At 42.7% G+C, this 12,372-nt stretch carries 13 protein-coding genes; 4 read left to right on the forward strand and 9 right to left on the reverse strand.

Going from position 1 to position 12,372, the window contains the following annotated elements; genetic code table 11:
• Positions 1-92 precede the first annotated feature (92 nt).
• From H6G05_RS15675 to H6G05_RS15690, 4 genes are read right to left on the reverse strand one after another with little or no spacing between them, the layout of a single operon-like run.
• On the reverse strand, positions 93-434 hold the full coding sequence (locus H6G05_RS15675) for a hypothetical protein (protein ID WP_190579156.1): 342 nt from the start codon (positions 432-434) through the stop codon (positions 93-95).
• Entirely contained in the window at positions 431-838 is a 408-nt protein-coding gene (gene vapC, locus H6G05_RS15680; RefSeq protein WP_190579157.1) for a type II toxin-antitoxin system tRNA(fMet)-specific endonuclease VapC, read from the reverse strand. The genes H6G05_RS15675 and vapC overlap by 4 nt, the downstream gene beginning before the upstream one ends.
• Positions 835-1,092: a FitA-like ribbon-helix-helix domain-containing protein gene (locus H6G05_RS15685; RefSeq protein WP_190579183.1), complete on the reverse strand. Its 258-nt coding sequence runs from the start codon at positions 1,090-1,092 to the stop codon at positions 835-837. Before H6G05_RS15685 ends, vapC begins: the two co-directional genes overlap by 4 nt.
• An 11-nt stretch (positions 1,093-1,103) precedes the next feature.
• Complete coding sequence (locus H6G05_RS15690; protein WP_242025559.1) at positions 1,104-2,528, reverse strand: SAM-dependent methyltransferase; 1,425 nt, start codon at positions 2,526-2,528, stop codon at positions 1,104-1,106.
• A gap of 400 nt (positions 2,529-2,928) precedes the next feature.
• On the opposite strand from H6G05_RS15690, the gene H6G05_RS15695 reads away from it, so the two are divergent.
• Together H6G05_RS15695 and H6G05_RS15700 are read left to right on the forward strand one after the other, a co-directional pair.
• Positions 2,929-4,164, forward strand: a complete 1,236-nt coding sequence (locus H6G05_RS15695) for an FtsW/RodA/SpoVE family cell cycle protein (protein WP_190579159.1) — start codon at positions 2,929-2,931, stop codon at positions 4,162-4,164.
• Positions 4,165-4,299: 135 nt separating this feature from the next.
• Complete coding sequence (locus tag H6G05_RS15700) at positions 4,300-5,592, forward strand: MFS transporter (protein WP_190579161.1); 1,293 nt, start codon at positions 4,300-4,302, stop codon at positions 5,590-5,592.
• 27 nt (positions 5,593-5,619) lie between these two features.
• Here the strand turns inward: H6G05_RS15700 and grxD are convergent, their stop codons facing one another.
• The 3 genes from grxD to H6G05_RS15715 all read right to left on the reverse strand — a co-directional run bounded on the left by grxD (position 5,620) and on the right by H6G05_RS15715 (position 7,973).
• Positions 5,620-5,946, reverse strand: a complete 327-nt coding sequence (gene grxD / locus H6G05_RS15705; RefSeq protein ID WP_190579163.1) for a Grx4 family monothiol glutaredoxin — start codon at positions 5,944-5,946, stop codon at positions 5,620-5,622.
• A gap of 58 nt (positions 5,947-6,004) precedes the next feature.
• Positions 6,005-7,033 (reverse strand): late competence development ComFB family protein, encoded by a 1,029-nt coding sequence (locus H6G05_RS15710; protein WP_190579165.1) that lies wholly within the window; start codon positions 7,031-7,033, stop codon positions 6,005-6,007.
• A 328-nt stretch (positions 7,034-7,361) separates the two neighbouring features.
• A complete protein-coding gene (locus H6G05_RS15715; RefSeq protein WP_190579167.1) occupies positions 7,362-7,973 on the reverse strand; it encodes a DUF3318 domain-containing protein in 612 nt (203 codons plus the stop codon).
• 34 nt (positions 7,974-8,007) lie between these two features.
• On the opposite strand from H6G05_RS15715, the gene H6G05_RS15720 reads away from it, so the two are divergent.
• Positions 8,008-8,409 carry a DUF1824 family protein gene (locus H6G05_RS15720; RefSeq protein ID WP_190579169.1) on the forward strand — a complete coding sequence of 134 codons (402 nt, stop codon included), beginning with the start codon at positions 8,008-8,010 and terminating at the stop codon, positions 8,407-8,409.
• Positions 8,410-8,436: 27 nt separating this feature from the next.
• Here H6G05_RS15720 and H6G05_RS15725 read toward each other — a convergent pair whose 3' ends face one another.
• Both H6G05_RS15725 and H6G05_RS15730 read right to left on the reverse strand, forming a co-directional pair.
• Positions 8,437-9,879 (reverse strand): carotenoid oxygenase family protein, encoded by a 1,443-nt coding sequence (locus H6G05_RS15725; protein ID WP_190579171.1) that lies wholly within the window; start codon positions 9,877-9,879, stop codon positions 8,437-8,439.
• A 131-nt stretch (positions 9,880-10,010) separates the two neighbouring features.
• Positions 10,011-10,319 carry a DUF5340 family protein gene (locus H6G05_RS15730; protein ID WP_094531999.1) on the reverse strand — a complete coding sequence of 103 codons (309 nt, stop codon included), beginning with the start codon at positions 10,317-10,319 and terminating at the stop codon, positions 10,011-10,013.
• Between the two features lie 173 nt (positions 10,320-10,492).
• Between H6G05_RS15730 and H6G05_RS15735 the strand changes: the two genes are divergently transcribed.
• Complete coding sequence (locus tag H6G05_RS15735) at positions 10,493-12,157, forward strand: DUF1565 domain-containing protein (protein WP_190579173.1); 1,665 nt, start codon at positions 10,493-10,495, stop codon at positions 12,155-12,157.
• Positions 12,158-12,372 lie beyond the last annotated feature (215 nt).

The raw sequence follows: 12,372 nt of genomic DNA on the forward strand, positions 1-12,372 counted from the left end.
AAAAAATAAATTACTCCCCTTCTCCCTTTGGGAGAGGGGGCAGGGGGGAGAGGGCAGGTCATAACAAAATACAATCCTGCAAAACGCGATACTCATAACTCAATATCTCGACCCACAGAGCGATCGCGTAAACCCGCAAAATCTTCATCAGTAAAAACAATATTTTCCTGTTGTATTTTCTGTCTAAATCTCAAAGTTGCATCCCAAAAAGCAGTAGTGCTTATCTCGTCTTCGGCTACTAAATCAGCAATCAGATCCTCAACACTTCCTCGTTTAGCCGTTCCCATTTCCACAGCCTTAAACACCTCCTTAGCATTAGCCGCAATTTCATCCCGTCGCTTTTCGATCCGTCGCTTACGAATTAGTTCAAACAAATAATCCTGATCTTCTATTGGTAAACTTTCGATAGCATCAATAAGTTCTTGAAACGTCATGGCTCAACCTCCCAATCCTCATATTGCAAACCATCCACACGGCTAAACTCGCCTATGTTATGAGTTACCAAAACTAAATTATTTGCAATCGCGATCGCCGCAATTTGTAAATCATAGACACCAATCGGAGTACCTTTTTTATTCAAATTAGCCCGAACCTGACCACAAACCCTTGCAGATTCTTTGTCAAAACCAACAATATTAAACTCACCTAAAAAACGTTCTAACTTATTAATATTAGCTCCAGTTTTTTGGCTACGAAAAGCTCCATAAAAAAGCTCAAAAGCAACTACTGTACATAGATTAACGTTCTCAGGGCTTTGCTCAGAAAATCTTTGAACAACTAAACGATTGCTATTATTAAGCAGCTTGATACAAACATTAGTATCGAGTAAATAAGTCATAAAGAAAAATCTCTCTCCTGATATTCTGGCTGAGGCTCACGAACCAATGGCTCACCTTCCCATCCACCAATAACATCCTCAAAAAAACCAGCCGACCATCCTCGATTCTTAGGCGTAGCTATTAGCTCATTTTCGGTCGCCCTTTCTAAAATCGCCGTAATTTCTGCTTCTAGCGATCGTTGATGTCTCTGGGCGAGATGTCTCAACTTCTCGACAACAACAGGCTTAACCGTCTCTAAAATAATTTGACTCATAATTAAACACCTCAAAAATCAACATTGCGATCGCTAACAACAAACCCAACCTTAGCTAACTGCTTTTTAATCTCCTCATCTAAAAGCTGACCCTCGCGCATCTGCTCACCTAAAGCCATTGTAAGCGCACTCATTCTGTCCTCAAAACTAACATCATCCTCCACCTCATCAGGAATCCCCACATAACGCCCTGGGGTCAACACAAAATTATGCTTTTCAATATCTGCAAGAGTTGCCGATTTGCAAAACCCTTTGATATCGCGGTAAATTCCCCTCTCCCTAAATCCCTCTCCCAAGGGGAGAGGGACTTCCAGCCTATTCTTCTTGTCCCCCTCCCTCTGGGAGGGGCTAGGGGAGGGAATCTGGGAGGGAACCCGCTTCCAAGCATGATAAGTATCGGCAATCCGCTTAATCTCCTCATCCGTAAACGCCCGACTACTGCGATTAACCATATAGCCAAGCTCTGAAGCATCAATGAATAACACCTCACCCTTGCGATCGCGGTTCTTATTCCCATTCTTGTACCGACTCAAAAACCACAAACAAGCAGGAATCCCCGTATTGTAAAAAAGCTGCGTCGGCAACATCACAATACAGTCCACCAAATCTTGCACCACTAAAGCCTTGCGAATATCCCCCTCACCACTCGTATTCGACGACAGCGAACCATTAGACAACACAAACCCCGCCGAACCCGTAGGCGACAAATGATAAAGGAAATGTTGCACCCATGCAAAATTAGCGCTGCCCTGTGGCGGCTTGCCATATTGCCAACGCCCATCATTTTGTAATAAATCACCGCCCCAATCACTGTCATTAAAAGGAGGATTCGCAATCACAAAATCCGCCTTGAGGTCTTTATGGGCATCATTCAAAAATGACCCTTCAGGATTCCACTTAATATTGGAACCATCAATCCCCCGCAAAGCTAAATTCATTCGACATAACTTGTATGTAGTCTCGTTGCTCTCCTGACCATAGATCGACAGATTATCCAACCGCCCCTGATGATTTTGGACAAACTTCTCACTCTGGACAAACATCCCACCCGAACCACAGCAAGGGTCAAACACCCGCCCATTGTAAGGCTCTAAAATCTCCACCAATAACCGCACAATACTTTCAGGCGTATAGAACTGTCCGCCCTTCTTACCTTCAGCAAGGGCAAACTGTCCCAAAAAATACTCATAAACCCGCCCCAAAACATCCTGAGCCTGAGCCTCCGCATCCCCTAGCGTAATCGACCCAATCAAATCGATTAACCCACCCAAAGATTTCTGGTCTAACTTTTGCTGACCATAAACCTTTGGCAAAATCCCCTTAAGCCGCTTCGCATTTTCCCGCTCGATCGCCTCCATCGCCAGATCGACAGTCTTACCAATATCAGGCTGTTTCGCCTGTCCTTGCAGATAAGACCACTCTACCGCGATCGCCATTTTTTCTATAGCAAAAAAAGAGTTAGCTAGTACAACCCAAAACCCAAGAATCGAGCGGCGGCGCTTCGCGCCGCCACTCGATTCTTGGGTTTTATGTCCTAAGCAAAACTTGCTTTGTTATATTCTATACTTCCTGAAATTATCAGTATAACTGTCACTAGTCTTGTTGGAACACAAACCCAGTAATCAAGTAGCGGAGCTTTGCGCCACTACTTGATTACTGGGTTTTGATTTGTCCCACTCTTACTTCACTAGGATGAGAAATGCCATAAATAATTTTTGTTTTCAGCGATCGCGAAAAATCGTGGTTAAAATAGCATCACGAAAACCGCAACAAAAATATTGCAAGCTATCTTGTAGCGTATAGCAATCACCAACCCTTAAGTCCCCCCCTTTAGCCGTGAAACTCTTCCAGATTCTTCAGGTATTTCCATTTTTTGATCGCACCGTGGATAAATGGGCGACAGAAGCCCGTCTCCTGCGCTGGCTGACTTTTTTATGGCTGTTCGCTGGGTTAGCTGTCCTTTTTTCGGCATCCTATCCCGTAGCTGATCTTACTTTCAAAGATGGCACGTTATATTTCAAATATCAATTGGCTTGGGCTGTAATTGGTCTATTGATTTTTAATGTAATCGTGCATTTGCCATTAAAGTTCATGCTCAAAATCAGCCCAATCTTTTTGTTCATTATTCTGGCTATGCTCTATGCAACGCATATTCCAGGCATAGGGACAACGCGCAACGCTGCGACAAGATGGTTATCGGTGGGATCAAGCTCATTTCTATTACAACCCTCAGAGCTAATCAAGCCTTTTCTAATTTTGCAAGCAGCTCAGCTTTTTGGTAACTGGAATCGTACACCTTGGAAAGCAAAGATTGGATGGCTGTTGGTGTTTTTATTGGTACTAGGCGGTATTTTGATGCAGCCTAGCTTGAGTGTGACGGCTCTTTGTGGGATTACACTGTGGTTGATTGCTTTAGGGGCAGGACTGCCAAACCTCCAACTTCTTGGGACTGCGGCTTTAGGTACATGTGTCGCTGTAGCAAGTGTCTCATTTCGGGAATATCAACGGCGGCGAATTATGTCATTTCTTGATCCTTGGCAAGATCAAGCAGGAGATGGCTATCAATTGGTGCAGAGTTTAATGGCGATCGGATCTGGCGGTTTGTGGGGGACTGGATTTGGCTTGTCTCAGCAAAAGCTCTTTTTACCGATTCAATATACTGACTTTATTTTTGCGGTTTTTGCAGAGGAATTTGGCTTGTTTGGGGGGATTTGTCTGCTATTGCTAGTGATGATTTACGGCACGATAGGTTTGTCCGTGACTTATAAATGCAAAGATCCAGTAATTCGCTTGATTGCTCTGGGTTCAACAGCTTTAATTGTGGTGCAATCACTTTTGAATGTGGGCGTGGCTACGGGTGTATTGCCAACAACGGGACTGCCTTTTCCTTTTTTAAGTTATGGTGGTAGCTCGACGCTATCTTGTTTATTTATTGCGGGGCTGCTAATTCGGTCAGCTAGAGAAATGTCGGCGGCAGATGTGATCCCATTTGCTAGGGGGAAAAGCGATCGCCCTGATCTCGAATCCAAGCGTCAGGAAAAACTGGGGACATCAAGGAGGCAATTCTCATGAATATAGCTGAATCCCTCTCTCACAGACTGTTTTAAATTATATCTCGTAATCAAAATCATGAAAGGCGGCGGTTCGCGCCGCCTTTCGTATCGCTATACAATGTTTATCTGAATGCTACTTTAGCTACTTTAATTGATGTCTCAACCCGATCTAAATCCAACTGCTGGCTATTTAGCAGTTTTGCGTAATCGTCAATTTTTGGCATTGTGGCTCGCCCAAATATTGGCTCAGTTAGTTGATAAAGTCGTCCTGATTTTGCTGATTGCCCTTGCTGTTGCTGATGGTGGCAGTGATGTGAATACTAGAGAGTCATCGATCATGATTGCGATGACCTTGCCAGCCATATTTTTGGGATCGATCGCAGGGATTTTTGTGGATTGGAATCCCAAGCGCGAAGTATTAATTTTATGCAATTTTTTGCGAGCAGCTTGTCTGTTTGTTATTCCTTTTGCCCCACGTTCTTTACCAGTATTGCTACTGATTACATTCATTATTTCCACTTTCACCAATATTTTTGCACCTGCTGAACAATCTGCGATCGCCCTAGTTGTACCCAAAAGCGATCTTTTTCCTGCTAATGCTCTATTTACCGTTACAGAAGTAGGTTCATTAATCGTTGGCTTTGCGATCGGCGCACCACTGCTGGGATTTACCCTAGGGATTTTCCCTGAAGCCAGAGCCTATAGTCGTGAAGTTTTACTAGGTAGTCTCTATTTGATATCTGGCTTTTTTCTGTTTGCTTTACCCAAAGATGAGATTATCCATCCTAAAAAAGTCGGCTCAGGAGTATGGACTGATTTAAGAGATGCCTTTCAATATGTGCGTCACAATCATTTAATTGGTGGGGCAATGTTGCAGTTAGTGTTGTTATACGCGGTTTTGGGAGCGATGCAAAAACTGTCACTTAACCTCGCTGAAGTGGTTACAGGTAATCGTGAAGAATTTGGCTCTTTTGTGGCAGCAGTTGGTGTGGGTTTAGCGATCGGGGCGCTGATCCTAGGGAAGTTTGGTAAAAAGTTTACCCATCGACCTTTACCATTTGTTGGTTTTATTGGGATGGCGATCGGTTTATTGATGTTTGCTTTCGTAACTAATCAATGGGTTGCTTGGTTTATTGGGGGATTCATCGGTGTCAATGGTGCTTTAATCGTGATTCCGATGCGAACAGTCATTCAAGAACATACTCCTGAAAATATGCGCGGTAAAGTTTTTGGCTTATTAAATAATGGTGAAAATATAGCTGCTAGTTTGCCCCTTGCGGTGATTGCACTTTCTCTAGATTTTTTAACAGGTGTATTCGGTGTCCACAATGGTGGCAAGCAACAAATTGGTTTTCAAATAGTGCTAATTGTTTTTAGTTTGATCGTATTTGGGCTTGGCTCTTGGGCTTGGAAAAGAACTAAGAAAGCATTATCAAATGTTCTATAAAAAAAGGGGCGCGAAGCGCCCCTTTTTTTATTTACTGACCGCCTCTTGGACGATTGTAGCCAGTTCACCGCGATTATTTAGTTCCATCACGATGTCGCACCCACCGACAAACTCACCATCGATATAAACTTGAGGAAAAGTTGGCCAACTAGAGAATTCCTTTAAACCTTGGCGTAATTCGCCATCTTCAAGAATATTTTCAGTTTCGTAAGGCTGTCCCAGTGAATTAAAAACCTGTACGACTGCTGCTGAAAATCCACATTGAGGTTGTTGAGCAGTGCCTTTAATATAGAGCATGATTTTATTGTTGCTGATCTGGCTCTCGATCTTAGTTTGCAAAATAGGGCTAAGCATATTAATTAATTTGATTCAGTTGTGGATAAATTTACTATTGCTACTATAGCAATCGTTATTAGACATCGTGCTTTGCACGCCAAACTGGATAATTAGATTTGGGTGCTCTTAAGCATTCTTCGACAATTTCCGCGATATTACGCCATGTAATATCATCCCGTCCGAGTAGCTCTCGTAATTGGACTAAAGCGTCTTCTAGTTCAACATTGAATTTTTCAAAAGGCAGAGGAGACAAAGCTCTCTCAGGAGCTTGTACGACTCTATTCAGAGCTTCCTTGACAATACTGATAATCTGGCTTGTCATTTCGGACTTAACTCGTTGACGCAAATTTTGTAATCCACGACGACTAGTGGCATACATTGGTGGTAAGCGATTAAGAACGTAGGCAGCTACATCATCAATATTTATTTTGTTCTGAACTGCTTCATCAAGTCGATTAACTCGGCGCTCGACGATCGCTGTTACAAGACTTTCAAGAATATTGCTATATCGATAAATAGTGCCCGACATATAAGACTCAAAGTCTTTAATTTCGGTTGAAATATCTTTCTCGGTTTTATTAGATACCTTATTAGAAGATGCGGTGGGTAAGATCGCTGTTGTCTTGCGCCGTAATGCATAGCTACGAGCTAAAAGAGAATTACGCCTATCTGGGCTTACATAGCCGCCACTAGCGAGACTCTGAAAGTATCCTGAATCCAAAGCATCTCTAACAATATCGGGAACATCTTTCCACTTCAGATAGTCTTTACTAAATAATTTGCGTAATTTAAAAAGCGATCGCGCTTGACTGATCAGTTCATGGTCAGGTATTGGATCATTTTGTCTTAAGACATCGCTCTGTGTACTCAAAAATCCATTTCGGACTGTTTTGGTGATTGCTGATCCTAATTCTTGCTCAGCTTTTTTTCGTTGTTGTACCCAGCCGCGTTGAGTAGTTGCATACATTGGCGGTAAGCGATTGAGGGTGTAAGCAATTACTTCACTAAGATCGACGCGCTTTTTTACATCAGCACCTAATCGTTTGTACTGAGCCTCTGCTTCTTCGATTACCAATTCTTCTAGCGCATTTCTACAACTACTCATAAGAAATCTTCTATATTGAGGATTGGATGTGCTGAGTACAGCATAACCTTAATCTTATAAAGGAATAAATGTTAGCACAAAATCAATTTTATATCTGGGATTACTAGTCTATTTTTATTTTCCATTACTATAAGCGATCAAAAAAACAATTATTCCTATCATTTCTATAGGTTTTGGCACTAGTTGTTCTAAGTAGCTAGACAAAATTAATTATGCACAAGTACTTACTATAGCTACCGTCGATAGTTTTAGGACAAAAGCAAAACTCAAGAATCAGTGGTGCGGCGCTTCGCGCCGCACCACTGATTCTTGGGTGGAAAGAGAGTATTTAGAAATCATTAAAGCCTGTTTCAGGAATAGTAGTTTTTGATAGACCCGCGATCGCCCGTAAATTTTGACAACGGATTAACTCTGTAAAGTCAGGCGTATTGCGCCCCATTAACTTAGCCGCCGCAGGAATAGCTTCAAGTAGTGCTCTAGCTGCTTCGGCTTCACCATAACCACGTTTTTGAGCAACTGCAATAGCTTCTCCATCAGCTTGGATTTGGATTTGCGAGCTTTTATTCTTACGTAAAATTTGATTGATACCGATTGTGCCTAGTAGTATGGCGATCGCTATTCCTGTAACATCTCCCTGCACGGCTTCAACAATTCCTCCCACTAAAGACATGGCGGCTACCCCCTGATAGGTTCCTATTTGTAGCCATTTTGTCTGTTGTCTCCAGCTTATTTCATGTAAAAGTAATAGATCTCTGTGGGCTTCAGGTAGTTGCCGCCATAGGCGAAAATTTATGTCTATTTGTGTTCCTTTTTGCCAAGGAAATATTTGTGAACTTGAGATAAGCTCAGATTGTTCTGGCTTTGACTTAATTGATGTGGTCATTCGCCAAGATGCAGGTAAAAGATCTCGCAAGCGAGCAATTTCTTCGTTAATGTTCATAATATAATTTAGCTCCTCCTTAACTTAGAAACCCATGGGCAATAATCTAACCGTCGCTGATGCTGAGCGCATTCTCTGGGAACTAAGCGACTTAGATGTGGCATCGGCAACTATTGAGCGGCGATCGCAAATTCGTGAAGCCTTAGATTACTTAACTAAACAGGCTGATTATCACATTTTTGGGATCTGTGCTGACACCATAGCCGAAGCTTTGCAGGCTCTTCAAAATTATGCTGCTCATTTTCGCTACGAGTTACCTGAGGCGGACTTATCTGCGATCGCAGATGGCGTATATCTTAAGTACAATCCCCGCAGTCGTCGCTATCATCTAGACAATTACAAAGGTACATACCGTGGTGTATTGATATCTTTGCATACAGATTTCACTGATGGTTATAGCGGAACTCACGGGCATTTTCCTCTGGATCTATTTTAAAAAAAGCGGCTCTTTGAGCCGCTTTTTTTAAAATACTTCGTGAGTAAAGCTACCATGTAAGCCATAAGGCACATGATGTTTTAAATGCAAGGTCGCCAGCGGTTTACCAGTAATATTTTGAGCATCTAGTACTACTAAATCTGAGCGGTTATGTGCGGCATCAAAAATTAAAGTTAGCACCCAGCCAGCGTCCTCAGCACTATGGTTATCGCGATCGCGTGGTACAAAAATTGGCTCACTAATAAAACCGCGTGGTGCAAAACTATGAAATTCTTGTTTCCCAGTTGCCATATCGACTTTGGCGATCGCTTGTAAAGGTGCGTTGCCAGATTCTTTAGCGATCGCGCCGATATAGGCGTAACGATATTTCTGTCCCATGCAACGGGGATGCACCACAGGAAACTCACAGGAGCGTTCTAAGAGCATTTCGCGTTTTACTGTGCCAAGCTTAGGATTAATCGTAAATCGCCATAGCTGACCCGCAATGACCTTGTCAAAATCAATTTCGCGGAAATCGGTATTTGGCTCCAACTTGGGATAGTCAGGATAACAAACTGAATCCACAATAATTTCGTTACCCTCTTCATAGGCATTGCAATGATGAAACACGAAACAAGGATCAGTTTCAATGGTTTGCAAATTGCCTTGGCGATCGATTAGTAAAAACTGACTGGGAGAATTTGGCTTTAACTCTATACATTCTCCTGCTGTCGCCAAGCCCAACATAAAGGGTAAAGGCTTAAAGGACACAGGATTTTGCATAAAAATCCGATAGTTTGGCGTATAGGCAAAATCATGCAAGAAACAAAATCCCGAAACCTTAACCTGAGATTCCGTCGATAATTCACCCTGATTTGTGACCCGATAGATCGAAATCGTAGACTTTGGTCCTGGTTGCACCCCAAAGCCCCATAAATCACCTGTGCGATCGTCACGTCTGGGATGCGCTGTAAAGACTTGCCCCGCCGCTAACTTACCATCAAAAGTTTCTTGCCCCAAAGTATCTAAACTTTGAGGATTAAGTGAATAGGGACGTGCTGCTTCCCATAAAGCCAGTAACTTGCCGCCCTGATACACCACATTTGTATTGGCAACATTTTTATTTCGCAAATCAAATATATTGCTCAGCCAGCCCCCAGCCTTTTGCGTGCCAAACACGCCCCGATATAAAATTTTGCCCGCTTTCTGCTCAGCAATAAACTCAGGCGTTTTTACAAATTGATTTGCAAAATGTGCCTTGCCATCTTTAAAGGCGATCGCGCAGACCATGCCATCACCATCAAAGGGATGTCCATATTTCTGCCCGTTAATATCAAGCTGCCCAGGTCCATTACGAAATAAAGTTCCCTCTAGTTCTGAGGGGATTTCTCCCTCAATGTCATCAATCCAATAAGACGTTTCAGTACGCAGCGACTCATATCCCTTTTGCCAATCTTCACGCGAAAAAGTAGGTGATGCAGTCTGAACCATAAATATTTACAAATAACTTTGCTCTATTGTAACAATTTCGTCACAATTACGATCTAGACTTACAAACCCAAGCCCCAAAAGAAAAGACATCACTTTGTGATGTCTTTTCTTTTGGGGCTTGGGTGAACTAACTATGAATCTTTCGATGGATTAGAAATTTCCTTTAATGATTTCCCCATCTCTTGCTCTGACTCACTCAATGACCAACGATAGGAAACTTGAATACCGTGATACTCGCATAAATCTTCAACTTGCTTTTGCAAAGCAAAAGCCTTACGGAGATTAATAATGGCTGCCTGAAGATGTTCTCTAGAAACATTCATCTTTGTTGCCATATGCGGTTGCTTCATCTCAGAATGTAACGCTGGTAAGGTCTGACGTTCCAGCAACTGAAGTAAAAGCTCATAATGGATATGGGACGGAACAGGAAGTGAACTCACAAATACCTCGATCGATGCAAAACCAAAATTAAAACTTGGCTGTATATTTAGTTGGAGTTTTGAGAGCCTTTACACAAAGCCCCTCAAGAAACTATTTGAGGTACTTCGCGTCAAGCTCGACATATTCAAGACTTAAAAATTTGAGACTTAAATAAATTGTAGAGGATAAATTTATGTCACTTTCACGGACATCTCTGAGACTTGCATTTCTTTTTACTTTTGGACTATCTCAAATTGTCACATTAACTGAGTCCGCGATCGCTCAAAATGTCACTCCAGCTAACACAACTTTACCAACCACGCTGCAAGTTGCCCAAGCCAATGTCATTATCTTTGTTTCCCCTAAAGGTTCAGACGCTAACTCAGGACTCTCGGCTGATCAACCACTGAGATCGCTAACAGCCGCACTCAATAAAAATCTTCAAAGTGGTGCAATCATTCAGCTAGCCTCTGGGACTTACTCAGCCGAAACGGGTGAAAAATTTCCCCTTCTTATTCCCGCAGGTGTAACTTTGCGGGGCAACCCTGCTAATCAAGGGCAAGAAATCATTGTTTCAGGAGGAAATCGCTTCGTTAGCCCTACTTTTGCCCAACAAAATATCGCCGTACTCGCAGCAAATGGTTCTCGCATTGAAGGTATTACCCTCACCAATAAGAATCCCAGAGGCTATGCTCTTTGGCTAGAATCTGCCCAAAACGTCACCATTACTAACAATACGTTTGCTAATTCTACTCATGACGGTGTGTTCCTCACAGGTGCAACCTCCGCAAATATCAGCAACAACATTTTTACTAAAAATGGGGCTAATGGACTCTCCGCCCTTGGGACAAGCACAGGGCTAATTCAGTCCAACACCTTTGATAACACGGGCTTTGGACTAGCGATCGGGCAAAATTCCAGGGTTGCTGTAGTCTCTAATCGTATCGTCAACAACCGAGGTGGCATTGTTGTCTCGAATCTATCTATGCCCTCATTTCGCAATAATCTCATTGCCAATAATCAAGAAAATGGACTAGTAATTTTGAAAGATCGCAGAGGTCAACCTACTGTCGATCTTGGTACAACCTCAAATCCTGGTCAAAATATTTTTCAAAACAATAAACAAACTGATATCAATAATGCCTCTGGAGTCACTGTTGTAGCGATCGGCAACCAAGTTGATCCCAAGCGTGTTCAAGGTTCAGTCGATCTAGTTCAGCCAACCTCACCAATTACATCACCATCCACCCCCACTACCCCTACAGCTCAAGTTGCCTTCAAAGATGTCCCTAACAACTATTGGGCGCAAACTTTTATCCAAGAGCTAGCCTCCAGAAATATCATTAAAGGTTTCCCTGATGGTAATTTTCGCCCCAATGATCCTGTAACAAGGGCGCAATTCGCCGCATTGCTAAGTCAAGCAATGAATAGGCCCACTAAGCGCAGCAATGTAACTTTCGCTGATGTTGCCTCAAACTTTTGGGCTACTACCGCTATTCAAAAAGCCTACACCACAGGATTTATGTCTGGCTATTCCGCCACTACATTCCGCCCCAACGAAAATATTTCCCGTGTGCAAATTCTCGTTTCTTTGGCTAACGGCTTGGGTTATGCACCGACTAAACCTGCTAATACAACCTTGCAACTGTATTCAGATGCAACCACTATCCCTGCCTATGCTCGCAACAGTGTAGCGGCTGCAACTGAGAACCGTATGGTTGTCAATTATCCAAATCTAAAACTCTTAAATCCTAATCGGCCTGCCACTAGAGCCGAAGTTGCAGCTTTCATCTACCAAGCTCTTGTGCGATCGGGGCAGATTCAGGCAATTCCCTCACCCTACATTGTCAGTCAGTAACCAAATCACCCTAGTAAAAACTCTAGAGCCACCCATCAAAAGAAAGTAAAAAAAGTTTTCAAGGCTAAGACCCTTATGACATGAGGGATAGAGGGGTAGAGTCAAAGGTATTAAAAAACTTTATTCAAGAAAACGCTTGACAAAGTTAATTAAGCTTGCTAACTTAATAAAGCGCTGAAGGGAGAGACGAGCGAAAGCGAAGCGAACCCGACACA

It is taken from the genome of Phormidium tenue FACHB-1050 (genome assembly GCF_014696925.1).
Lineage (GTDB): Bacteria > Cyanobacteriota > Cyanobacteriia > Pseudanabaenales > Pseudanabaenaceae > Pseudanabaena.

Coding starts and splice junctions, on each gene's coding strand:
- H6G05_RS15675 (WP_190579156.1), bottom strand. CDS start 434: ATGACGTTTCAAGAACTTATTGATGCTATCGAAAGTTTACCAATAGAA.
- vapC (WP_190579157.1), bottom strand. CDS start 838: ATGACTTATTTACTCGATACTAATGTTTGTATCAAGCTGCTTAATAAT.
- H6G05_RS15685 (WP_190579183.1), bottom strand. CDS start 1,092: ATGAGTCAAATTATTTTAGAGACGGTTAAGCCTGTTGTTGTCGAGAAG.
- H6G05_RS15690 (WP_242025559.1), bottom strand. CDS start 2,528: ATGGCGATCGCGGTAGAGTGGTCTTATCTGCAAGGACAGGCGAAACAG.
- H6G05_RS15700 (WP_190579161.1), top strand. CDS start 4,300: ATGTCTCAACCCGATCTAAATCCAACTGCTGGCTATTTAGCAGTTTTG.
- grxD (WP_190579163.1), bottom strand. CDS start 5,946: ATGCTTAGCCCTATTTTGCAAACTAAGATCGAGAGCCAGATCAGCAAC.
- H6G05_RS15710 (WP_190579165.1), bottom strand. CDS start 7,033: ATGAGTAGTTGTAGAAATGCGCTAGAAGAATTGGTAATCGAAGAAGCA.
- H6G05_RS15715 (WP_190579167.1), bottom strand. CDS start 7,973: ATGAACATTAACGAAGAAATTGCTCGCTTGCGAGATCTTTTACCTGCA.
- H6G05_RS15720 (WP_190579169.1), top strand. CDS start 8,008: ATGGGCAATAATCTAACCGTCGCTGATGCTGAGCGCATTCTCTGGGAA.
- H6G05_RS15725 (WP_190579171.1), bottom strand. CDS start 9,879: ATGGTTCAGACTGCATCACCTACTTTTTCGCGTGAAGATTGGCAAAAG.
- H6G05_RS15735 (WP_190579173.1), top strand. CDS start 10,493: ATGTCACTTTCACGGACATCTCTGAGACTTGCATTTCTTTTTACTTTT.